General features: G+C 67.9%; 17 protein-coding genes. 5 read left to right on the plus strand and 12 right to left on the minus strand.

What is annotated here, in order from left to right:
- Positions 1-73: 73 nt before the first annotated feature.
- Genes AC3FOF_RS10045 through AC3FOF_RS10070 form a run of 6 tightly spaced genes read right to left on the minus strand, consistent with a single transcriptional unit; the run spans position 74 to position 7,695 of the window.
- A complete protein-coding gene (locus tag AC3FOF_RS10045) occupies positions 74-1,096 on the minus strand; it encodes a chemotaxis response regulator protein-glutamate methylesterase (RefSeq protein ID WP_276267670.1) in 1,023 nt (340 codons plus the stop codon).
- Positions 1,093-3,465, minus strand: coding sequence for a hybrid sensor histidine kinase/response regulator (locus tag AC3FOF_RS10050; protein WP_488726511.1), 2,373 nt, complete (start codon positions 3,463-3,465; stop codon positions 1,093-1,095). Before AC3FOF_RS10050 ends, AC3FOF_RS10045 begins: the two co-directional genes overlap by 4 nt.
- The gene (locus AC3FOF_RS10055) at positions 3,462-4,190 is read right to left on the minus strand and encodes a chemotaxis protein CheW (protein ID WP_276267669.1); all 729 of its coding nucleotides are present in this window, start codon (positions 4,188-4,190) and stop codon (positions 3,462-3,464) included. The genes AC3FOF_RS10050 and AC3FOF_RS10055 overlap by 4 nt, the downstream gene beginning before the upstream one ends.
- Positions 4,183-5,541, minus strand: coding sequence for a CheR family methyltransferase (locus AC3FOF_RS10060; RefSeq protein ID WP_488726512.1), 1,359 nt, complete (start codon positions 5,539-5,541; stop codon positions 4,183-4,185). Before AC3FOF_RS10060 ends, AC3FOF_RS10055 begins: the two co-directional genes overlap by 8 nt.
- Entirely contained in the window at positions 5,538-6,038 is a 501-nt protein-coding gene (locus AC3FOF_RS10065) for a chemotaxis protein CheW (RefSeq protein WP_017226067.1), read from the minus strand. The genes AC3FOF_RS10060 and AC3FOF_RS10065 overlap by 4 nt, the downstream gene beginning before the upstream one ends.
- A 25-nt stretch (positions 6,039-6,063) precedes the next feature.
- Positions 6,064-7,695, minus strand: coding sequence for a HAMP domain-containing methyl-accepting chemotaxis protein (locus AC3FOF_RS10070; protein WP_017226068.1), 1,632 nt, complete (start codon positions 7,693-7,695; stop codon positions 6,064-6,066).
- A 296-nt stretch (positions 7,696-7,991) separates the two neighbouring features.
- Here AC3FOF_RS10070 and AC3FOF_RS10075 point away from each other — a divergent pair, with 296 nt between their 5' ends.
- Positions 7,992-9,314, plus strand: a complete 1,323-nt coding sequence (locus tag AC3FOF_RS10075; RefSeq protein ID WP_017226069.1) for a putative bifunctional diguanylate cyclase/phosphodiesterase — start codon at positions 7,992-7,994, stop codon at positions 9,312-9,314.
- A 339-nt stretch (positions 9,315-9,653) separates the two neighbouring features.
- The gene (locus AC3FOF_RS10080) at positions 9,654-12,287 is read left to right on the plus strand and encodes a DUF6600 domain-containing protein (protein WP_488726513.1); all 2,634 of its coding nucleotides are present in this window, start codon (positions 9,654-9,656) and stop codon (positions 12,285-12,287) included.
- Positions 12,288-12,373: 86 nt separating this feature from the next.
- Here AC3FOF_RS10080 and AC3FOF_RS10085 read toward each other — a convergent pair whose 3' ends face one another.
- The 5 genes from AC3FOF_RS10085 to AC3FOF_RS10105 form a co-directional block, all read right to left on the minus strand.
- Positions 12,374-13,546 (minus strand): ABC transporter substrate-binding protein, encoded by a 1,173-nt coding sequence (locus AC3FOF_RS10085; RefSeq protein WP_017224312.1) that lies wholly within the window; start codon positions 13,544-13,546, stop codon positions 12,374-12,376.
- A gap of 125 nt (positions 13,547-13,671) precedes the next feature.
- Entirely contained in the window at positions 13,672-14,379 is a 708-nt protein-coding gene (locus tag AC3FOF_RS10090; protein ID WP_017224311.1) for an ABC transporter ATP-binding protein, read from the minus strand.
- A complete protein-coding gene (locus AC3FOF_RS10095) occupies positions 14,366-15,130 on the minus strand; it encodes an ABC transporter ATP-binding protein (RefSeq protein ID WP_035805805.1) in 765 nt (254 codons plus the stop codon). Before AC3FOF_RS10095 ends, AC3FOF_RS10090 begins: the two co-directional genes overlap by 14 nt.
- Positions 15,123-16,175, minus strand: a complete 1,053-nt coding sequence (locus AC3FOF_RS10100; RefSeq protein WP_017224309.1) for a branched-chain amino acid ABC transporter permease — start codon at positions 16,173-16,175, stop codon at positions 15,123-15,125. Before AC3FOF_RS10100 ends, AC3FOF_RS10095 begins: the two co-directional genes overlap by 8 nt.
- Positions 16,176-16,185: 10 nt before the next feature.
- The gene (locus tag AC3FOF_RS10105) at positions 16,186-17,049 is read right to left on the minus strand and encodes a branched-chain amino acid ABC transporter permease (RefSeq protein WP_276266448.1); all 864 of its coding nucleotides are present in this window, start codon (positions 17,047-17,049) and stop codon (positions 16,186-16,188) included.
- 440 nt (positions 17,050-17,489) lie between these two features.
- Between AC3FOF_RS10105 and AC3FOF_RS10110 the strand changes: the two genes are divergently transcribed.
- The 3 genes from AC3FOF_RS10110 (at position 17,490) to AC3FOF_RS10120 (ending at position 20,386) form a co-directional block, all read left to right on the plus strand.
- Positions 17,490-18,365 (plus strand): IclR family transcriptional regulator, encoded by an 876-nt coding sequence (locus AC3FOF_RS10110; RefSeq protein ID WP_276266449.1) that lies wholly within the window; start codon positions 17,490-17,492, stop codon positions 18,363-18,365.
- 116 nt (positions 18,366-18,481) lie between these two features.
- Entirely contained in the window at positions 18,482-19,294 is an 813-nt protein-coding gene (locus AC3FOF_RS10115) for an SDR family NAD(P)-dependent oxidoreductase (RefSeq protein ID WP_276266450.1), read from the plus strand.
- Between the two features lie 117 nt (positions 19,295-19,411).
- Positions 19,412-20,386, plus strand: a complete 975-nt coding sequence (locus tag AC3FOF_RS10120; protein WP_017228112.1) for a tripartite tricarboxylate transporter substrate binding protein — start codon at positions 19,412-19,414, stop codon at positions 20,384-20,386.
- A gap of 165 nt (positions 20,387-20,551) precedes the next feature.
- On the opposite strand, the gene AC3FOF_RS10125 is transcribed toward AC3FOF_RS10120, so the two are convergent.
- On the minus strand, positions 20,552-21,946 hold the full coding sequence (locus AC3FOF_RS10125; RefSeq protein ID WP_488726514.1) for an MFS transporter: 1,395 nt from the start codon (positions 21,944-21,946) through the stop codon (positions 20,552-20,554).
- Positions 21,947-22,200 lie beyond the last annotated feature (254 nt).

A 22,200-nucleotide genomic window follows, 5' to 3' on the forward strand; every position in this document is an offset into this window, starting at 1 on the left:
GCACCGGCGGAGCCGCGCGCACGGCCGGGATGGCTTGCTGGTTTCATTTTGTTAGCGCCTTTGGTCCTTTGTCCTACCCCTGGTTGCTGATGGCGTTGCAGGCCCGTACGATGCGGGCGGCGATCTGCTGCAATGGCAGTATTTCGCGGGCGGCCCCGATGGCGGCGGCTGCCTTGGGCATCCCATAGACGGCGCTGGTGGCCTGGTCCTGGGCAATGGTCAGGTAGCCGCGCTCGCGCATGGCTTTCAGTCCCAGCGCGCCGTCGCGGCCCATGCCGGTGAGCAGTACGCCCACCGCATCGCCGCGCCAGTGCTGCGCGACGCTTTCAAAGAAGACATCGATCGACGGCCGGTACAGGTAGTCGCTCGGTTCCTCGGTATAGATCATGCGCGCGGCACTGACCATGCGCAGGTGGTCGTTGGTGCCGGCCAGCAGCACGGTGCCCGGCTGTGGGCCCTCGCCCTCGCGCGCGAGCCGTACCGGCAGCGCGCACTGGGCATCGAGCCATTCGGCCATGCCAGCCGCGAAGGCCTCGTCCACGTGTTGCACGGCGATCACGGCAGGGCTGAACCCGGCCGGCAGTGCGCCGAGCAAGGTGGCCAGCGCGGCGGGGCCGCCGGCCGACGCGCCCAGCGCCACCAGCCGCTCCGCGCCAGCCTTGCGCGCCACCGGCGGCGCCGCGCGCGAGGGGGCGGCACGGCCGTCGAGCAGCCTGCCGATATTGCGGATCTTGCGCAGCAGCGGGCCGCTTGCCAGTTGCGAGTCCGGCTGGGCCAGCGAGGGCGTGTCGACCGCGTCGACCGCGCCGTGCCCCATGGCGTCGAATACCTGGGTGGCGTTGCGGCCGAGGTCCATGGTCACCACCACGATGGCGCAGGGGCTAGCCGCCATGATGCGGCGAGTGGCCTCGACGCCATCCATCACCGGCATCAGCAGGTCCATCAGGATCAGGTCGGGGGTGCGCACCGCGGCCATGCGCACGGCGCTTTCGCCGTCCTCGGCCACCCATGCCACCTCCAGCGCCGGGTCGAGGCCGATGACACGGCGCAGGGCAGTCACGGCCAGCGGCGAATCGTTGACGATGCCGATCTTCATGCGCGTGCTTCTCCTATCAGGTCTTGTACCGCATCGAGCAGCGCGGCATCCTGGAAGCTTCCCTTGGCCAGGTAATAGTCCGCGCCGGCCTCCAGCCCACGCTGCCGGTCCTGCTCGCGATCCTTGTACGACACCACCATCACCGGTATCTGCTGCAGGCGCGCTTCGCGCTTGATGCGGCTGACCAGTTCGATGCCGTCCATGCGCGGCATATCGATATCGGTGATGACCAGGTCGAAGGATTCGGCGCGCAGCACGTTCCAGGCGTCCATGCCGTCCACCGCCACCGCCACCTCGTAGCCGCGGTTGGACAGCAGCTTGCGTTCCAGTTCGCGCACCGTGAGCGAATCGTCCACCACCAGCACGCGCTTGCGGCGCAGCGGAGCGGCTTCGGCGCCGCCACGGCGGATACGGTCGATCTTGCCTTCGGACAGCAGCTTTTCCACCGAGCGGATCATGTCTTCCACGTCGAAGATCAGCACCGGCGTGCCATCCTCCGTGAGGCTGCCCGCGGCAATGTCCTTGATCTTGCCCAGGCTTGCCACCAGTGGCTGTACCACCAGGATACGCTCGCCCAGCAGGCGGTCCACGGCCACGCCGTAGGTGCGTTCGTGGTCGCCCAGCACCACCACCGGCACGGTGTCCTCGTCGCGCCGTGTTTCGGCCTGCTGCAGCACCTGGGCCGCGCTGACCAGCCCCACCTGGCGTTCCCCGAAGCGGAAGTGCTGGCGGTTCTCCAGTTGCTCGATATCGCTGCGCTCCAGGTTGATGGCCCGCATCACGTAGGCCAGCGGGAAGGCGTAGGCCTCGCCCGACACCTCCACCAGCAGCGCGCGCACGACCGACAAGGTCAGCGGCAGTTCGAGATGGAACTGCATGCCGCGCCCGTTTTCCTGCGAGAGCCGGATGCTGCCGCGTACCTGGCGGATCATGTCCTGCACGGCGTCGAGTCCGACCCCGCGTCCGGACACTTCGCTGACGGTCTCGCGCAGGCTGAAGCCGGGCAGCAGCAGGAAGTCCAGCAGCTCGGCCTGCGACAGCCTGGCCGCGGTTTCTTCCGGTGCCAGGTTGCGGCTGACGATGGCGCGGCGCAATGCGTCGAGGTCCACGCCCGCGCCGTCGTCGGCGATCTCGATGATGAGCCGGCCGGCATTGTGGCGCGCGTTCAGCGTGATGCGGCCTTCGGCGGGCTTGCCGGCCTGGCTGCGCGCCTCGGGCATCTCGATGCCATGGTCCACCGCGTTGCGCAGCAGATGCGCCAGCGGGGCTTCGAGCTGTTCGAGGATGTCGCGGTCGACCTTGGTGCTTTCCCCGACCAGTTCGAGGTGCACCTGCTTGCCCAGCGAGCGCCCCAGGTCGCGCACCATGCGCGAGTAGCCGGTCAGGCCGTCGGCCAGGGGCCGCATGCGGCTGGCCAGCGCCCGGTCATAGAGCTGGCGCGAGAGCCGGCCGGTGCGGTGATCGTACTGTTCCAGCTCCGCCACGCGTTGCGATAACTGCTGGTGGCTCTCGGCCAGCAAACGCTGCGATTCGGCCAGCGCGGCCTGCGCCGCGGTATCGGCAGCGCCGCCGGCGAGCGCCACCTGGAGCGTGTCGAGGGCCTGCAGGGCACGCATCTGGATGCGGCGGGTTTGCTGCAGCGCATTGCCAAAGGGCTTGAGCCAGTGGGTTTCCACCATCGCCGCGCCGGACAGTGCCAGCAACTGATCCAGCGTATCGGCGCTGACGCGCAGCATGCGCTCCTGGCTGTCCGGCTGGCCGGGGACGTCGCCGGATGCCTTGCCGGCAGGTTCGGCTGGCCTGCCGCCGGCAGGCGCGGCGGCGTCGGGAATGATGTCGGCCTGCGGGCCGGCGCTGTCGCCGCTTGGGCTTGTGGCGGCGGCAGGCGGATCGGCTTGCGGAATCGCCTGCGGCGCCGCCGGGGAACCGTCCACGGCCCATGGGGATGCCTCGACCTCTTCGCCGGCAAGCAGCGCCTCCATGCGGGCCACGAAGGCATCGATTTCGGGCTTGCCCGCCTGGTCGGCCCAGGTGATGTCGCCGCCGGGCGGGCAGCCCAGCCGCAGCAGCAGGTCGGTGCCATGCAGCAGGGTGTCGATATGCACCGGGCGCAGCAGCAACTCGCCGCGCTGGGCCGCCACCAGGCAGTCCTCCATCACGTGGGACACGCGCACGCCGCCATCGAGTCCGACGATACGGGCCGCGCCCTTGAGCGAATGGGCGGCGCGCATGCAGGCTTCCAGTTCGCCGGCCGCGGCGGGGGCGCGCTCCAGCGCCAGCAAGCCGGCATTGAGCACTTCCGCCTGCGACTGCGCCTCCAGGGCGAACAGTTCCAGCAGCGAGGCGTCGCGCAACTGATCGGGGTTCATGCCAGGCTCCGCGTCAGGGCTTGCTGCAACAGGGCGGGGTCGAGCAGGCCGACGCTGCGTCCGCCGCTTTGCAACAGGGCACGGGTGTAGCGCGCGGAGGCACGCGACAAGGTGGTCGGCAATGGCTGCAGGGCGCTTTCGGCGACCCGCTCGACACCCGTGACTTCGTCGACCGGCAGTGCGATGGCGTTGCGGCCCTGGCCCAGGACGAGCAGGCGCGCGCCGTGCCCGGTGCCGGCCTTGCCGGCGGCGGTGGCCGTGGCGCCGGCGGCCGGATCCTGTCCTAGCAGGCGCGCCAGTGAGATACAGACCAGCAGGTTGCCGCGCACGCTGGCCAGGCCAAGTACCGCGGCATGGCGGCGGTGCGGCAGGGAATGCACAGGGCAGGGCGCGGTGACCTCGGCCAGCACGGCGGCCGGCAGGGCCAGCCATTCGTCGCCGATGCGGAATACCAGGCACGCCAGGGACGGTCCGCGCCCGGCGGCGTCCGCCCGATAGGCATCCGTCGCCGGCAGGCTGACCTCGCCGGTGGGCAGGTTGTCCAGCAGTGTCAGTGCCGCGCGCGAATAGGTCGGGCAATTGCGGCAATGGATGTGCGTGGCAAGCAGTGGGCAACTGCCGTCGCCCAGCACACCGATGCGCCGCCAGCAATCGTCAATGGCGACAGCCGTTGCGCCGGCACGGGGGCCTGGCTCGGCCAGGGGAAAGGGGACGTGCTCAGCCATGGCGGGTCGGAGTCTTGCGTTGTGCGCGGCTTCTCAGGCGGGCGGCGGCGGCGCTGTCGCCTTCCGCTTCCAGGATGGCGGCCATATGGTAGAGCGCCTCCTGGTGGGCAGGATCCAGGTAAAGCGCGCGGCGGAAGGACTCGCGTGCGTTGGCCGGGCACCCGGTGGCATCGTAGAGTACGCCCAGCAGGCAGTAGCCGGCAGCCGACGAGCCTTGCGCATCCAGGTGTGCCAGGCAGGCAGTCACGGCGACGGCAAGCTCGCCGCGATCGGCGAGCCGGGAGACCTTGGCCAGCGCGTGGGCGGCTGCCGCGGTCTTGTCGGCAGCCGGGTCCGCATGCTTGTTCGTGGCCTTGCCGGCAACCGCGGCCGGGTTTGCCGAAGCCGCGCCCGGCGGCGCCGGCTGCCGGGCGAAGCGGGCTGCATCGCGCGAAGCCATCGGCTTCGGCGGCCGGGCCGCCGGATTCGACGCAGGCCAGCCGGTATTCGCCGCGGCAGGCGAGAAGGCCGGCAGGGTGGGGGCGGGACGGGCCGCCTGGCGCGTGCCGCGCCGGGTAAAGGCGAAAGCCAGCGGTACGCCCGCGGACACAAAGCCGTGCCGGGTCAGCAGGCTGGCTTCGGCCGGCCCGACGAACAACGTCGCGTCCGGCCGGCTGAGCTGTTCCAGCATCCTGAGCGCACGCTGTTGCGTGGGCGGATCGAAATAGATCAACAGGTTGCGGCAGAACACAAAGTGATAGGGTGACTCGTTGGCCATCAGCGCCGGATCGAGCAGGTTGCCGCGCAGCAGGCGCACCTTGGCGCGCACGCTGGCATTGAGGGCGTAGTCGCTGCCGCTGGTGGTGAAATACCGGTCGCGGAAGTCCAGGGGGCCGCCGCGGAACGAATTGCTGCCATACTGCCCGATGCGGGCGCGCTCCAGCGCGCGCGCGCTGACGTCCACGGCATCGATATGGAAGCGGTGCTCCGGCACGCCTGCGTCCAGCAACGCCATCACGATCGAATAAGGCTCTTCGCCCGTCGAGCAGGGCACGCTGAGAATGCGCAATGGCCCGGCGCCATCCTTGCCGGGTTCGCCGCCGAATACCCGCATGGCGGCAAAGCGGCCAAGCGCCAGCAGCGCCTCGCGATGGCGGAAGAACCAGGTCTCGGGTACCACCACGGCTTCGATCAGCGCTTGCAGCTCGTCCGGCCGCGAGTGCAGCAGGTTCCAGTAGGCATGATGGTCGGGCACCGCGGCGGCGGCCAGCCGCTCGCGCACCGCGCGCTCGATCATGCCGCTGCCCACGGTTTCGGCGGCCAGGCCGATGCGCTCCTTGAGCAGGGCCTCGATATGGGTTGCGGTGGTCATGGTCCTGGCGCGGCGGACCCGGCCGCCGGCGTATTGGGGGGCAGCCCGGGAAACAGCATTGCATGCACGTCGTCGGGCAGCAGGGCGTTGACCCTCACCCACTGCACCAGGCCCTGGCCGCCGTTGCGCACGGGACCCAGGTAGCGGGCCGGCCCCGGGGCCAGGCCGCTGTCGACAAACTCGCCGGGCTCGCAACGCAGGGTTTCGGTGGCGTACTCCAGCCGCAAGCCGAGCAGGCTCGCCGGATCTTCCATACGCCGGCGGTAATGCACCAATACGGTGCGGGTGCTGGTGCGGCTGGCGGCCGGCGTACCGGTTGCCAGCGCGTTGACGTCGATCACCGGCACCACGTCATCGCCGCGGGCCAGCAGGCCGCTGACCCAGTGCGGCGCCTCGGGCAGGTGCTTGAGCGTGGTCAGGGGCAGGACTTCGGCAATCTCGCCGGCATCCAGCGCGTAGTGGTCAGGGCCGATACGGAACAGCAGGAAGAGCTTCATGGCGGAGGACCGGCGCCCGGGGCGCTCAGACCTTGAAGCGCGACACGCCGGTGCGCAGGTCGTTGGCGACCAGCGTCAGCTCGTCGATCGCCTGGCTGGACTGGCGCAGGGATTCCACGGTCTGCTGGGCCGCCTCGGACAACTGCATCAGCGCCTGGTTGATCTGTTCGGCGCCGCCGGCCTGCGCCTGCATGCCCTCGTTGACCATCTGCACCCGCGGTGCCAGCGACTGCACCTGACCGATGATCTGGGAAAGCTGGTCGCCCACCTGGGTCACCTCCGACATGCCGCGCCGCACCTCTTCGGAGAACTTGTCCATGCCCATCACGCCAGCCGCCACCGCGGACTGGATCTCCCGCACCATCTGCTCGATATCGTAGGTGGCGACCGCGGTCTGGTCGGCCAGCCGCCGGATTTCGGTGGCCACGACCGAGAAGCCGCGGCCGTATTCGCCCGCCTTCTCGGCCTCGATGGCGGCATTCAGGGAGAGCAGGTTGGTCTGGTCAGCCACCTTGGCGATGGTGGTGACGACCTGGTTGATATTGCCTGCCTTCTCGTTGAGCGTGGCCAGCTTGGCGTTGACGGAGCCGGCGGCTTCCATGACGTGGTGCATGGTCGATTCCATGCGCGACAGGCTCACCTGGCCCGTGCCGGCCAGGCCGGCGGTCTGTTCGGCGGCGCTGGACACCTCGGTCATGGTGCGGACCAGGTCGCGCGAGGTGGCTGAGATCTCGCGGGAGGTCGCGCCGATCTCGGTGGTGGTGGCAGCGGTTTCCGTGGCGGTGGCTTGCTGCTGGCGCGCGGTGGCCGCGATCTCGTTGACCGAGGTGGTGACCTGGATGGCCGAGCGCTGGGCCTGGCCGACCAGCCCGGTGAGTTCGCCGGTCATCTGGTTGAAGCCCTGCTCGATCTCGAGGAATTCATCCTTGCGGCTCAGCGCCAGGCGCTGGCGCAGATCCCCGCCGCGCATGCCCGACAACAGCTGGACGATCGAGCGCATCGGCACGGTAATGGAGCGGAACAGCAGGTAGCCGGCAACCAGCGCCTCCAGCAGCGCGGCAACCAGCGAAATCTCGATGCTGAACTTGGCCGTCTCTACCGCATTGTTGATACTGGTGGCGCCATCCTCGGCGACCTTGTTGTTATCGTCCAATAGCGCTTGCAGCGTGGCCCGGCCGTCGTTCCATACGGCATGGACCGGGCCGCGCAGCCGCGCCTCCATGGCGCCAGCCTCGGCGCCGCCCGATGCGAACAGCGGCGCCGAGACCTCGTCGTAGCCGTGGCGGATCTCCTTGTATTTCTCGAAGCGCTGACGGTCCTCGGGGCGCCTGATCGAGTCGGCGTATTTCTGCTCCAGGGTGTCCAGCCGCTTGCGCAGGGCCATATTGCTTTCGGCGTATTGCCGGCGCTCCGCATCGTTGGCCGCGGTGACACTCTGCCAGGCCAGGACATAGGATTCGCCCCAGGCGCCACGCATGGCTGTGCTGTAGTAGAGTCCTGGCAGGGCGTCGTCGCGCAGGGCGGCGGCATGGGTCTCGATGGCCGATTGGCGGTCGTAGGCGACCACGGCTGTGAGCAAGATGACCGCCAGGATAGCGGCGAAACTTGCCAGGATGCGCGTGCGGATGGTCCAGTTGGTCACGGTGCGTGTTCCCATTGCTTTTCTTGTAGGAAGGGGTGGCAAGCAGCGTCCGGACGGGCTGGAGCCGGCATGCGGACGCGGGTTAGTGGGCTGATCTGCGCACCGGGGGTGCATTATAGCGGCGTAGGGTACTGTAACGTTTGTGCCAGTTCAATGGCATCCCGGCGCGGGGGGCTTTGGACACAGGGATTTGCGGTGTTGCAACATTTCGCAATATGATGGCCGGATGGCGCTTGATTTTTTCCTGGTTTTAGTCACACTTGCCAGATGGACAGACCGGATAGATGTCGACAATCTTAAATAGGGCAGGCATGGTGGCCAGGTCGGAGGCGAAGGCAGGCGCCTCGCCGAACGCGGACCTCGATCCGCTGACCGGCGTAGCATCGCGCCAGGCATTCTTGAACACGCTGGAAAACCGCCTGCACTCGGAGGCTGTCCCGCGCTGCGCGCTATTGCTGCTCGGCATCGACGATTTCCGTGCATTCAATGATATGCATGGCCATGCCGAAGGCGACGAGATCCTGCGCCGCGTGGCCCGGCGCCTGCGCGATGCCTCTCCGCGCGACGCGGTTCTGGGACGGGTCGGTGGCGACGAATTCGCCGTGCTGCTACCCTCCATTTCCGACCCCACCCTGGTGCGCCACGTCAGCGCGGCCATCCTGTCCCTGCAATCGGAACCCCACGAATATGGCAACCGGCGCCATCACGTGTTGTCCAGCCTGGGCGCCTGCGTGATGCCGGCCGGCGGCGACAACGCTTCCGATGTACTCGCCTCCGCCAGCCTGGCGCTGGGCCGGGCCAAGCGCGACGGCGGCCGTACCATCCGTTTCTTCAAGCCGCAGATGCGCACCGACGTGACCACCCGCCTGTCGTTGGTGCAAGCGCTGCGCGACGCCTATGCGCAGCGCCAGTTCGAGCTGCTGTACCAGCCCCAGATCGACCTGCGGGACGGCCGCGTGGTGGGCGCCGAGGCGCTGATGCGCTGGCGGCACCCCACCCAGGGCCTGCTGACGCCGGCCAGTTTCATCGATGCGCTGGCGGCCAGCAGCGTGGCTGCCGACGTGGGCGTGTGGCTGCTCCATACCGCCTGCGCGCAGGCTCGCATGTGGTCGCTCGGTTTTGCCGATGCGCCGCGCGTGGCCATCAACCTGTTTGCCGCCCAGCTCAGCGAAAGCCGGCTGCTGACCGAGGTCAGGCACGTGCTGCGGGAACTGGCGCTGGCGCCCGAGATGCTCGAACTCGAAATCACCGAGACCATCGCCCTGCAGCAGGGCGATGAGTTTTCCGGACAGTTGCAGACCTTGCGCCGCGATGGCGTGACCCTGACCTGCGACGACTTCGGTACCGGCTATGCCTCGCTCAGCTTCCTCAAGTCCTTCCCGGTCGACCGCATCAAGATCGACCAGTCGTTTATCCGCAATGTCACGCAGAGTCCGGTGGACGCCGCCATCGTGCGCGCCGTGGTGAATGTGGGCGCCAGCCTGGGTATCGGCGTGGTGGCCGAAGGCGTGGAAACCGTCGAGCAGCGGGATTTTCTTGCCGACAACGGTTGCCATGAAGTGCAGGGCTACCTGTACGGCAGGCCCATGTCCCCTGAGAAATTCACCGAATTCCTGCAGCAGTCGGCCCGCTGATCGCCGGGGGCGCGCCGCCCGGCCATTCCCCCTGTTCCCGGCCCGTTCGCCTGCCACGGCCGGTTTCGCCGCGGCCGCTCTCCGCGCGCCTGCAATTTGTTTCCAGCTTTGTCGGCGCTCGCCATACAGGCGAGGGGGCGGGCGCCGGCCCAGGGCTGTGGGAGGCGGCACTCGGGCGCTTGCCACTCCCGGTGTGGCGGCGCCGGGGACATATGTGCTTACAAAGTCCGGTGCGCGTGGCCGGCGGTCCGGCGTTATACGGAGTAGGGTGACAACAGGGCCGGCCGGATCTGGCCCGCGCGCCCGTCTCGTACAAGAACCAGGACTAGGGGTATCGACATGTTTCCTGACTGCAGGCTTGGCCCCCGTGCCCGCGCCGTCCTCCTGGCTGGCTGCCTCGTATTCATCACCTGGGAATGGCCCTCGCCGGCGCTGGCACAGGTTGCCGACCCCTCCGGCCGCATAGCCACCGTCACTGACGCCGCCGGCAACCTGAGCTTCGCCCCGGCCGGCTCCGACGACTGGGGGCAGGCCGGGCTCAACCGGCCGATCACCACCGGGGACCGGCTCTGGGTCGACGACGGCGGGCGGGCGGAATTGCATGCCGGCTCCACGGCGATCCGGCTTGGCAGTGCCACCGCCGTGTCCGTGCTCGATCTCGATGACAGTACCACCCAGGTCAAGCTGACCCAGGGCACGCTGCAATTGCGCTTGCGGGCGCTGCCGCCCGACCAGCCGGTCGAGATCGACACGCCAAACCTGGCCTTCGTGCCGAGCGAACCCGGCGATTACCGCCTGGACGTGGCGCCCGACGGCAGCAGCACCGTGGTCACCATGCACCATGGCACTGCCGTAGTCTACGGCGACAATCAATCGCTGGTGATGCAGCGCGGCGATCAGATCCGCTTTGCCGGCACCGACCTGGCGGAAGCCGGCAGCGCCACCAACCCGCCTATCGATGCATTCGACCGCTGGACCATGGCACGCGATGCGCGGGAGGACGGATCGCGGGCGGCGCGCTACGTACCGCGCGAAATGACCGGCTACGCCGCGCTGGACGACTATGGCGACTGGCAGGAGGACCCGGGCTACGGCGCGGTATGGTTCCCCCGCGTGGTGGCAGTGGACTGGGCGCCGTACAGCGTGGGCCATTGGGCCTGGGTGGCGCCGTGGGGATGGAGCTGGTGCGACGACGAGCCCTGGGGTTTCGCGCCGTCCCACTATGGCCGCTGGGCACGCTTCGGCAACCGCTGGGGCTGGACGCCGGGCCCGATCGAGGTCCGCCCGGTCTATGCGCCGGCGCTGGTCGGCTTCATCGGCGGCGGCGGTGGCGGCTGGAATGCATCCATCAGCATTGGCAGTGCCCCGGCCGTCGCCTGGTATCCGCTCGGCCCGCGCGAGGCATATCGCCCGGTCTATCACGCCAGCCCTGCCTATGTCACTCGCATCAATAACGTCACGGTCAACAATGTGACGATCAATAATCGCGTCGACAACGTATATATCAACCGGAATGTGCCGGGCGCCATCACCGGCATGCCCGCGCGTGCCTTCGTGCAGGGCCAGCGTGTGCCGCCCGGTGCCCGCAATATGGCCTGGCGCAACCTGCCCCAAGGCGAAGCCAACGGCGCGCCGCCGCTGGCACCGGTCAGGTCCAGCCTGATCGGCGCGGCACCCACGCGCCCGGCCCCAGTGGCGGCGATGCAGGGCTTTGCGCGCCCCGCCATCGCCGTGCGCGCGCCTGGCCGTCCGGCTGGCGACGAACTGGCCCAGCGTTTTGCCCGCTCCGGCGGTACCATCCCCGGCGCCGGTCCGGTATGGCATGGCGGCAACGCCGCGGCTGGAAGACCGGGCGCCGCGCCGCCGCCGGTGCGCTTGAGCCAGGCTGCGCCGGAAGGGCACGGCCGGAATGGCGGTCCGCTGCCGGGCGGGCCGGGGGGCCAGGGTGTCCAGGGGAATGCGGCCCAGAGGCCGCAACGGCCCGACGGCACGGCCCGCATGCCGGTGCCGCAGGGCCTTGCCGGGCCCGGACATGTTGGTCAGCCCCCCGCGCCGGGCGGCGATCAGCGCGATCGTGGCTGGACGACACGCCCGGAACAGGCGCAGCAAGCCCAACAGCTTCAGCAGCGGCAGCAGCAGGAACGGCAGGCGGGAGACCAGCAGCGGGCGCAGCAGGCAATCCAACCGCAGCAGGAGATGCAGCGCCAGCAGCAGCAACGGCAGGCGGGAGACCAGCAGCGTGCGCAGCAGGCAGTCCAACAGCAGCAGGAAATGCAGCGCCAGCAGCAGCAACGGCAGGCGGGAGACCAGCAGCGGGCGCAGCAGGCAATCCAACCGCAGCAGGAAATGCAGCGCCAGCAGCAGCAACGGCAGGCGGGGGACCAGCAGCGGGCGCAGCAGGCAGTCCAACAGCAGCAGGAAATGCAGCGCCAGCAGCAGCAACGGCAGGCGGGAGACCAGCAACGGGCGCAGCAGGCAGTCCAACAGCAGCAGGAGATGCAGCGCCAGCAGCAGCAACGGCAGGCGCAGGACCAGCAGCGTGCGCAGCAGGCAATCCAACAGCAGCAGGAAATGCAGCGCCAGCAGCAGCAACGGCAGGCACAGGACCAGCAGCGTGCGCAGCAGGTTTTGCGCCAGCAGGAGATGCAGCGTCAGCAGCAGGAGCGGCAGATGCAGGACCAGCAGCGGCAGCAACAAGCCATGCAACGCCAGCAGCAAGAGCAGCAACGCCAGCAGCAGGAAATGCAGCGCCAGCAGCAAGAGCAGCAGCGCCAGCAGCAAGTCATGCAGCGCCAGCAGCAGGAGCAGCAACAGCAACAGCGCCAGCAGATGGACCAGCAACGCCAGCAGCAGGAACGTCAGCGCCAGCAACAGGAACAGCAACGACGCCAGGAAGATCTGCAGCGCCAGCAGCAGCACGCGGCGGCAAAACCGGTTCCGCGCGAACATCCGCAAGCGCTGGCGCAAGGGTAGGGATGCCGCCGGCGTGAGCGCCGGCCAGCCGGCCAGCGCGGCGGAAGGGACTCGGGGCCAATCGCCCCGAGCCGGCCTTCGATCGCTTACTTCGCCAGCTCAGACAAGCGCACCGGGGTGATCTTGCCACCTTGCACCCAGCCCACCACGGTGTCGGCATTGGTGCCGCCCTTGGCGTCGATGCTCTCGATCTCGTTGGGATTGGCGTCCTTGGCCAGCGTCTTCACCGCTTCCGGCATCTTTGCCCGGATGGCGGCCACGTCGGAGGTGGTGCCCGCCAGCTTCATGGCGCCCGCCAGCGCGTAGACCATGGTGTAGTTCAGCGACATCTCGGTAGTGGCGTCGCGGCCGTCATGCAGTTTCTTGTATTTGCTGTTGTAGTTCTGCGCGGCGGCGCGGCTGTCGTTGGCCAGCGGCATCACGCCGATCGAGCCTTCCAGCATGGCCAGGCCATTGGTGACCTTGGCCATTTCGTCGAGCTTGGCCTGGTCCATCACGATAAAGCCGCCCTTGAAGCCCAGCTCGCGCGCCTGCTTGACCACCAGCGCGGTCGGCTCGGACGGGCCACCGACGAACATCACGTCGGGTTTGTCGGCCAGCACGCGCGAGACGCCACTGTAGAAATCGGTGGCCTTGGTATAGGACATGGGGTTATTGGCCACCACCTTGCCGCCCGCGCTTTCCCAGGCCGGCACGAAGGCCTGCACCCAGGCCTTGGCGTAGTCGTGATCGGCCGGCGCCAGCGCCACGTTCTTGCCATAGCGCTTCATCTGCGCCTTGATGAAGGGCTCGATATAGCCGGTGTATGCCGGCGGAATGCGGATGGTGAGCTTGTTGCCGGTGTCGGTGATGCGCGGCACGCTGGAATAGGCCATCACCAGGAATTTCTCCTGCTCGTTGAAGGCCTGCAGTGCGAAGATGCCGCCCGAGTGCGGCACGAACACCGCGGGCGTCTTGTATTGCTGCACCAGGCGGCGCGCGTTGATGGCCGCCTCGGCGGGCGCGTATTTATCGTCCAGCGCGGCAACCTCCAGCTTGACCTTCTTGCCCTTGACCTCAAGGCCCGAGGCATTGATCTCGTCCACCGCCATCTGGATGCCGGACAGCACGTTCTTGCCGTACAGCGCGGCGCCGCCCGATAGCGGGCCGGTATAGCCCAGCTTGACGACTTCCTGCGCGAAAGCCGCGCCTGACGCCATCAGCGCGGCCACCGCGGTGGCGGCCAGAGGGAAGAAGCGGCGGATCGTCTTGGTCTGCATTTGGCTGTCTCCTGTTGTGTTTGTGCTGCGTTTTGTCCGGATTGTCTGTTCTGGCTTCTGGCCCCTTGCCTGCTTGCGGGAGAGGGAGTAAGCACCGTCGTCGTTCCAGGCCGTTCTGGCGCATCCTAGCCCCCGATATACGCCTTGCGAATCCCTTCATCGTTCAGCAGCGTGTCGCGGTCGCCTTCCATGACAATGCGGCCGCTTTCGATCACATAGGCGCGGTGGGCGATGCCCAGCGCGGCGTAGGCGTTCTGCTCGGCCAGCAGTACCGTGGTGCCGGCGCGGTTGATGCGCTGGATCACCTCGAACATCTGCTTGACCACCAGCGGCGCCAGACCGAGCGAGGGCTCGTCGAGCAGCAGCGTGCGCGGGCGGCCCATCAGCGCGCGGCCCAACGCCACCATCTGCTGCTGGCCGCCCGACAGCGAGCCGGCGGGGTCGTCCTTCTTCTGGCGCAGGATCGGGAACATCTCGAAGACGTCTTCCAGCGAGCGCTTGATGCCGGCCGCATCGCGGCGGTGCACATAGGCGCCCAGCGTGAGGTTCTTTTGCACGCTCATGGCGGGAAACAGCTTGCGGCCCTCCGGGCAATGCACCAGACCGGCTTGCACGATCTGCGAGGGCTTCATGCCGGCGAGTTCACGGCCGTCGAAGCGCATGCTGCCGCCGCTCGCGCGATGGATGCCGCTCAGGGCGAGGAAGATCGAGCTTTTGCCGGCACCGTTGGCGCCGAGCAGCACGACCAGTTCGCCGGCACCGGCATGCAGCGTGATGTTGTCCAGCGCGCGGAAGCTGCCATAGGAAAGCGAAACGCGCTCAAGCTGCAACATGGTCGGCTCCCAGGTAGGCTTCGATGACCTGCGGGTCGCGCTGGATCTGTGCCGGCGAACCCTCGGCGATCTTCTCGCCGTAGTTGAGCACCATGATCTTGTCGGCCAGCCGCATGATCATGTCCATCTTGTGTTCGATCAGGCACACCGTCTTGCCGTGGCGGACCATCTTGCGGATCAGTTCGGCCAGGCCCACGGTCTCCTCGGGGTTGACGCCGCCGGCGGGCTCGTCGAGCAGCAGCAGTTCCGCGTCGGTGGCCAGCGCCAGCGCAAAGGCCACGCGCTTGCGTTCCTCCTGCGTGATGTCCGCCGCCACTTCATGCGCAAGGTGGGCAAGGCCGACGAAGTCCAGCGCCTGCTCGGCCTTGGCGCGGCACAGGCGCTCTTCCTCGCGCAGGCGGCGCGTGTTGAATATCACGTCCGCCAGGCCCGAGTGCGTGCGCAGCCGGTGTCCCACGATCAGGTTGTCCAGCACCGTGGCGCGGTCGAACAGGTGGGTGGCCTGGAAGGTGCGCGCCACGCCGAGCCTGGCGATCTGGTCGGCGCGCAGGCCGGCCACGTCCCGGCCCTTGAGCCGGATCTGTCCCGAGCTGGGCGCATGGGTGCCGGCGATCAGGTTGAAGAAGGTGGTCTTGCCGGCGCCGTTGGGCCCGATGATGGCGTTGATATGGCCCGTCTCGAAGGTGATCGAAACATCGTGCACGGCGGTCAGCCCGCCGAATTTCTTGGTCAGGTTGCGAATCTCAAGCATGGTCGGCCCCTGCATTTGCTGCGTTGGCATTGGCGTTGTCGCCGGGCACGGGTGCCGTGCCGGCCTGCTGCGCACGGTGCTTGCCGCCGCGCCGTGCGGCCGCGGCGCGCCTGGCCTGGCGTTTGGACCACGAGCCGACGATGCCATCCGGCACGAAGATGATCAGCAGCACCAGCACCGGGCCGAACACCAGCATGCGGTAGTCCTGCAGGAACTGCAGCGTCTGCGTGACCCACGGCACCAGCACGGCGCCCAGCAGCGGCCCCAGCAAGGTGCCGGTGCCGCCCACCAGCATCGCCATCACCATGTCGAAGGTGAGGTCGGTGCGCGCGATATCAGGCCCGAGAAAGCGCACCTGGCCCGCGTAGAGCGCGCCGGCAAAGCCGGCATAGCCCACCGAGAGCACGAAGGACAGCACCTTGGTGCGCATCAGGTTGATGCCGAGCGCCTCGGCCAGCGCGTCGCTGTTGCGCACGGCCATGAAGCTGCGGCCCAGCAGCGAGGTGACGATGCGGTGCATCAGGAAGGTGCCCACCGCCAGGAAGAACAGCACCAGGTAGTACTGCGCCTGCACGTTGTCGAACACCAGGGGGCCCACCGCGGCCGGCACCGGGATGCCGATCAGGCCTACCGTGCCGTGTGTCAGGCTTTCCCATTTCTCGATCAGCAGGTAGATGATGTAGCCGATGCACAGCGTGAAGATGGAGAAGTAATGGCCCTTCAGGCGCAGCGACACCACGCCGACGAAGTAGCCCACCGCCATGCACACCACGCCGGACAATGCGAACGCGGCCCAGAAAGGCACCTGGTGATCCACCGTGAGAATGCCCAGCGTATAGGCGCCGATCGCCATGAAGCCGCCGTGCGCGAGGTTGAGCTGGCCGGTGTAGCCCGTGATCAGGTTCAGCCCCAGCGTGGCGAGAGCGTAGATGAAGGCCAGCGTCATCACCGTCAGGTAATAGCTGTTGGGCGTAATCAGCGGAAACGCGATGGCCAGCGCCAGCAGCAGCGCCCAGCCGGTCTTTCCTTTCAATGCGCTTGTCATGGCGGGCTCCTTATGCGGCCTTGCTTGCAAACAGGCCTTGAGGCCGGATCGACAGGATGGCCACCAGCAGCGCGAAGGCGATGATGTCCTTGTAGTCGGTCGACACGTAGAAACCGCCGAAGCTCTCGGCCATGCCGATGATCAGCCCGCCCACGATGGCGCCGGGAATGCTGCCCATGCCGCCGAGGATGATGATGACGAAGGCCTTGGTGATGACCAGGTTGCCCATGCTCGGGTAGACCAGGTTGATCGGCGCGTACAGCGTGGCGGCAATCGCGGCGAGCGCGCCGGAGATGGCGAACACCAGCAGCGTGACGCGTGTGGCGTCGATGCCCACCAGTGCCGCGCCTTCACGGTTCTGCGCCATCGCCACGATGGTGGAGCCGGTCACGGTGCGTGTCAGGAACAGATGCAGCAGCACCATCAGGCCGAAGGCCGCGGCGATGATCAGCAGGCGTTGCGCGGGCGCGGTCAGGCCCAGCACTTCCACCATCTGGCCATAAGGCGTGGGCATGCGATGGAAGTCCGCGCCCCACAGAGCCTGCGCGCCGGCTTCGAGGAACAGCATGATGCCGATGGCGGCAATCATGTCGTGCAACTCGGGCGCGTTGCGCAGCGGATGGAACACCAGCCGGTCGGCCAGCATCGACAGCGCCGCCACCGCGATGGCGGCAGCGCCCATCGCCAGCCAGTAGTTCATGCCGAGCGACGTCATCATGTAGTACGACACATAGGCGCCCGCCATGTAGAAGGCGCCATGCGCAAAGTTGGGTACGTGCAGGATGCCGTAGACCAGTGTCAGGCCCAGCGCCACCAGGCTGTACACACCGCCCAGCGTCAGGCCGTTCAGGACTTGTTGAAGGAACAATGTCACGGGCTTTACCTCTTGCTGCTCAATCGGATCACGAACGATGGCACGCAATCCGCGCTGCGGAATACGTGGGGTTGCGGCGCCGCGCGGTAACGCGGGGCCGCGCATGAAGCGGGGCGAGGTTCAGCCGCGAGGCGGTGCGGCTGCTTGAATTGCGTGATGCATGCTTGGTCTCCTGTGCGATGCGGAATGGCGGCTTGGTGCGGCCACGGGGTGCGGGTGTCGTCGTGTTCCGTGAAGCGCTGCGCGCATCGATTGCTGCGTGAGCACGTTCCAGCACGATCGTTCGTTTTCATTGACTGTTGCATAGGGCCTGAGGCACAGTCAAGAAATACGGAATTGTCTTCCGCACAGCGAAATAGCCAGTGCGCCTCGGTTTGCCGTCTTACATGGCGGCAAGGGGCACGCTTTTCACCAGCCGTTGCCCAGCGTTCCCGCCACGTATGAAGCGCACTTCGTCGATCCCGCTTTCGCCCGGTTCCACGCCGCCCAATGCCGCTGCGCGCGCGGTCGATCCGGAGCGCGATCTCGCGGCGCGGGATGCCGAGCGCGACGACCGCAACTTCGTCACCGCACTGGCGCGCGGCCTGGACCTTCTGCGCGCCTTCGGCCCGCACGACGACTACCTCGGCAATGCGGAGCTGGCGCGCCGCGCCGGTATCCCGCGTCCCACCGTTTCGCGGCTGACCTACACGCTGACCAGCCTGGGCTACCTGATCTATTCCGCGTCGCTCGAGAAGTACCGGCTTGGCCAGGGTGCGATGGTGCTCGGCCAGCGCTACCTCGCCGGTTCGGGCATCCGCGAGGTGGCGCAGCCGCTGATGCAGTCGCTGGCGTTCGCCACCGATTGCACGGTGGCGCTGGCCACCGCGGACCGCCACGAGATGGTCTACCTCGAGGTATGCCAGCCGCGCGGCGCGCTGGTGATGCGGCTGGCGCCGGGCTCCCGCCTGCCAACCGCCACCTCGGCCATCGGGCGGGCCTGGCTGGCCGGGCTGGGGCCCGAACGGCGCACGGCCGCGCTGGCCGACCTGGAGCGTCATTACGGTAGCCGCTGGCCTGCGGTGCGCATCAAGCTGGAGCGCGCGCTGCGCGATTACGGCAAACGCGGATTCTGTCTGGCGCACGCCGAGTGGGACCGCACCGTGAGCGGGGCGGCCGCGCCGGTGGTGCTCGAGGGCGGCGCGGAAGTGCTGGCCATGAACATCGGCGGCGCCGCCACCCGGCTCACGCCGGAAATCCTCGACGGCAACCTGGGCCCGCGCATTCGCGAACTGGCCGAGTTGCTGCAGGGGCGCCTATGGCAGGGGCAGGGCTAGCCGTGCGCTGACGCCTGCCCATCGCATCATCGCATCATTGTTTTCATCGCATTCTCGCGGCCCAAGGGCCATACATCCAGCAGGCAATACAGACAAAGCAAACAAAGGAGACAAAGATGGAGATTCGCAACAAGACCGTGGTGGTGACCGGTGCGGCCACCGGCATCGGGCGCGCGCTGGCGCTGGCGTTTGCCGCCGGCGGCGCGCGTGGGGTGGCGGTGGCCGACCTGGACGAGGCCGGCGCGCAGCAGGTCGCCGCGGAGCTGGCGCAGGCCAGCCCGGATTGCAAGGTGTTCGCGCAGCGCGTCGATGTGGCCGACGCGGCCGCGGTGCAGGCCCTGGCCGACGCAGCCACGCAGCGCTTCGGCCAGATCGATGTGTTCTGCTCCAACGCCGGCATCATCCTGCGCAAGGGCCTGGATGCCAGCGCCGAAGAGTGGCAGCGCATCTGGGAGATCAACGTCATGGCCCACATCCACGCCGCGCGCGCGGTGCTGCCGCAGATGCTTGCGCGTGGCGATGGCTACTTCGTCAATACCGTATCGGCCGCCGGCCTGCTCTCGCAGATCGGTTCGGCCCCTTATGCGGTGACCAAGCACGCCGCCATCGGCTTTGCCGAGTGGCTGTCGATCACCTACGGTGATCGTGGCATCAAGGTCAGCTGCATCTGCCCGCAGGGCGTGCAGACGCGCATGCTGTTCGGGGAGGACGGCGAACGCAAGGGTTTCCTGCAGGCAGGCTCGGTCACGCCCGAGCATGTGGCGCAGGTCACGCTGGAAGGCGTGAAGGACGAACGCTTCCTGATCCTGCCGCATCCGGAAGTGCTCGAGTATTACCAGCGCAAGGGGCAGGATTACGATCGCTGGCTAAAGGGAATGCGCCGCCTGCACGATAAAGTGATGGCGGAGTTCGGCGGCACGGTGGTGTGAGCGTGGCGTGAAGTCCGCATGACAGCAAGCTGAACCAACGCGGCCGGCAGGCGTGCGCCATGTCACGCCCGCGCCGCGGGCAATGCAGGATCAATAAGAACCATCGGGAGACTTACCATGCGCAGCAACCCTTTCGCAGCGGCCGTGCTGGCCGCCTGTGCCGTATTCGCCGTGCCTTCGGCCCAGGCCGATAATTATCCCTCCAAGCCGATCCGGATGGTGGTGGGCTTCCCCAGCGGCGGCGCGCCCGATATCCTGGCGCGGATCTTCTCGGAGAAGATTTCTCCGTCATGGGGCCAGCCGGTGGTGGTGGACAACAAGCCGGGCGCCGGCGGCAACATCGGCGCGGAAGCCGTGGCGCATGCCGCGCCGGACGGCTACACGCTGGCGCTGGGCACCGTTGGCACGCACTCCATCAACGGCTCGCTGTACAGCAAGATGCCGTATGACATGGTCAAGGATTTCGCCCCGGTAATCCTGGTCGCATCCACGCCCAACGTGCTGGTGGTCAACCCCGCGGTGCCGGCGAAGAATGTCGCCGAGCTGATTGCGCTGGCCAAGGCCAGGCCGGGAGCCCTGACCTTCGGCACGCCTGGCATCGGCACGTCGCCGCACGTGGCGGGGGAGATGTTCAATGCGCTGGCCGGAGTGAAGCTCACCCATGTGCCATACAAAGGCCGCGCCATGGCGATTCCCGATCTGCTCGGGGGCCATATCACCATGATGTTCGACAACCTGCCGTCGGCGCTGCCGGTGGTCAAGGAGGGCAAGCTGCGGGCGCTCGGCGTGACCAGCGCCAGGCGTTCTCCGTCCGCTCCGGATATTCCCACGCTTGCCGAGCAGGGGCTGCATGGCTTCGATGCCGATTCCTGGTTTGCGATCTTTGCGCCTGCCAATACGCCGAAGGACGTGATCACCAGGCTGAACGCCGAACTCAACCGGATCTACCAGTTGCCCGACGTCCAGGCCAGGCTCAAGACCCTTGGGCTGGATCCTATCCTCGGTACGCCGGAGAAACTGGCCAGCTACCAGCGGGCGGAAATCGCCAAGTGGGCGAAGGTGGTGAAGGAATCGGGGGCCAAGGCGGAGTGAGCGGCACAGGCTGATTCAGCGCTGCTTTGCTCCCTCTCTCCATGATGGGAGCGGGAGCAGGCACCGCCGGGCACCTCAATCGGCGCTGGCGCATCCTGGCGGCTTCGGCCGGCACTTCGGCACTTCGGCGCTTCGGGCTTTCTGCCCGCTTGCCGCTGCCTTTGCTCACATGTCCGCTTCCGCCTCCAGGCGTCCCTGCGTGGCCGGGCCGCTGCCGCTGCGCAGCCGGCTGAAGCTGACCAGCGCGCCCACTGTTGCCACCGTCGCGGCCACATAAAGCGCCATGCGCGCCGCGCCGCTCTGGTCGATGCTGAACAGCAGCGCCACGATGGCCGTGCCCGTGGTCTGGCCCAGCAGCCGCGTGGTGGCCTGCGCGCCACTGGCGCCGCCGCTGCGGGCGGGTGGGGTCGCGCCGATCATGGCGCGGTTGTTGGGCGACTGGAACAAGCCGAAACCCAGCCCGCACAGGGCCATGCGCCACACCACGGCAAAGCTGGAAGCGTCGGGCCCCAGCAGCGCCAGCCCTACCAGTCCGGTGCCGAGGCAGGCCAGGCCGATGCCGGCCAGGATGCTGGCCGGATAGCGGTCGGACAGGCGCCCGGACACCGGCGCCATGATGGCCACCATGAGCGGCCACGGCGTGATCAGCAGTCCGGTCTCGTGCAGCGAGCGGCCAAGCTGGTATTCCAGATAGAAGGGCAGCGCCACGAAGGACAGCATCTGCGCCATGAAGGAGCAGAACGACGTGCCCACCGCCAGCGTGAAGGCGCGGCTGGCGAAGAGGTCCACCGGCACCAGCGGCGCGGCCTTGCCGCGCTGCATGCGTACCAGCCGCCAGCCCAGCCCGGCCGCCACCGCCAGCCCGGCCGCGGCGGCGGGCCGCCAGGCGGCATGGCCCGCGCCGTCCACGCCCAGGATGAACAGGGCGAACACCACGGCCGACAGCAGCGCGCTGCGGTAGTCGAAGCCATGCGGCTGGGGCGGCGTCAGCGGCAGCGCGCTGCGCGACAGCGCGAGCGCGAAGATCGCCACCGGCACGTTGACGGCGAACAGCCAGGGCCAACTGGCGATGGACAGGATCAGTGCGCCCACGGACGGCCCCACGGCAATGGTGATGCCCACCACCAGCGCATTCAGGCCGATGCCCCGGCCGAGCTTGGTGGGCGGGTAGATAAAGCGCACCAGCGCTGTATTCACGCTCATGATCCCCGCGCCGCCCATGCCCTGCAGCACGCGCGCGGCCACCAGCACCGGCAGGCTGGGCGATAGCGCGCACAGCAGCGAGCCCAGCAGGAAGATCGCCAGGCCGGCGCGGTACACGCGCTTGTACCCAAGGATGTCGCCCAGCGAGGACAGTGGCAGCAGGCAGACCGTGACCGTGAGCTGGTAGGCGTTGGCCACCCAGATGGTGCTGGACGGATCGGCCGCCAGTTCGCGGGAAATCGAGGGCAGCGCAATGTTGGCGATCGAGCCATCGAGCACGGCCATGATGAGGCCGCAGAACACGGTGAGGATGGCCCAGGCGCGTTGGGGATGGGGTAGGCCTTGGTGTGGCTGCATGAAGGAGAGCGAGGAGCGGAGAGGCGGGAGCGTTGCTTGAGATGCTTGACGACACAATTATCGTCGCAGGCAGCGGCGCCCGCAAACGATCGGTTTGTGGTAATGCGGGGCCGGAAGTGTTGTTTTCCGGCCTCCTGCCCGCGCGGCCCGGTGGCGAAGGGCGGCTGCCGGCCAAGCGGTGGCCGGGGCGTGCATGGTGCCGCAGGCCGGGCAGAGAAATAGGGCGGAAAACCCGCCATCCTCCTCAAAACGAG

It is taken from the genome of Cupriavidus sp. 96C5-1 (assembly GCF_057798855.1).

Excerpts from the sequence above, each read along its gene's own strand:
- AC3FOF_RS10045 (WP_276267670.1), bottom strand. The coding sequence starts at position 1,096 with ATGAAGATCGGCATCGTCAACGATTCGCCGCTGGCCGTGACTGCCCTG.
- AC3FOF_RS10050 (WP_488726511.1), bottom strand. The coding sequence starts at position 3,465 with ATGAACCCCGATCAGTTGCGCGACGCCTCGCTGCTGGAACTGTTCGCC.
- AC3FOF_RS10055 (WP_276267669.1), bottom strand. The coding sequence starts at position 4,190 with ATGGCTGAGCACGTCCCCTTTCCCCTGGCCGAGCCAGGCCCCCGTGCC.
- AC3FOF_RS10060 (WP_488726512.1), bottom strand. The coding sequence starts at position 5,541 with ATGACCACCGCAACCCATATCGAGGCCCTGCTCAAGGAGCGCATCGGC.
- AC3FOF_RS10065 (WP_017226067.1), bottom strand. The coding sequence starts at position 6,038 with ATGAAGCTCTTCCTGCTGTTCCGTATCGGCCCTGACCACTACGCGCTG.
- AC3FOF_RS10070 (WP_017226068.1), bottom strand. The coding sequence starts at position 7,695 with ATGGGAACACGCACCGTGACCAACTGGACCATCCGCACGCGCATCCTG.
- AC3FOF_RS10075 (WP_017226069.1), top strand. The coding sequence starts at position 7,992 with ATGGTGGCCAGGTCGGAGGCGAAGGCAGGCGCCTCGCCGAACGCGGAC.
- AC3FOF_RS10080 (WP_488726513.1), top strand. The coding sequence starts at position 9,654 with ATGTTTCCTGACTGCAGGCTTGGCCCCCGTGCCCGCGCCGTCCTCCTG.
- AC3FOF_RS10085 (WP_017224312.1), bottom strand. The coding sequence starts at position 13,546 with ATGCAGACCAAGACGATCCGCCGCTTCTTCCCTCTGGCCGCCACCGCG.
- AC3FOF_RS10090 (WP_017224311.1), bottom strand. The coding sequence starts at position 14,379 with ATGTTGCAGCTTGAGCGCGTTTCGCTTTCCTATGGCAGCTTCCGCGCG.
- AC3FOF_RS10095 (WP_035805805.1), bottom strand. The coding sequence starts at position 15,130 with ATGCTTGAGATTCGCAACCTGACCAAGAAATTCGGCGGGCTGACCGCC.
- AC3FOF_RS10100 (WP_017224309.1), bottom strand. The coding sequence starts at position 16,175 with ATGACAAGCGCATTGAAAGGAAAGACCGGCTGGGCGCTGCTGCTGGCG.
- AC3FOF_RS10110 (WP_276266449.1), top strand. The coding sequence starts at position 17,490 with ATGAAGCGCACTTCGTCGATCCCGCTTTCGCCCGGTTCCACGCCGCCC.
- AC3FOF_RS10115 (WP_276266450.1), top strand. The coding sequence starts at position 18,482 with ATGGAGATTCGCAACAAGACCGTGGTGGTGACCGGTGCGGCCACCGGC.
- AC3FOF_RS10120 (WP_017228112.1), top strand. The coding sequence starts at position 19,412 with ATGCGCAGCAACCCTTTCGCAGCGGCCGTGCTGGCCGCCTGTGCCGTA.
- AC3FOF_RS10125 (WP_488726514.1), bottom strand. The coding sequence starts at position 21,946 with ATGCAGCCACACCAAGGCCTACCCCATCCCCAACGCGCCTGGGCCATC.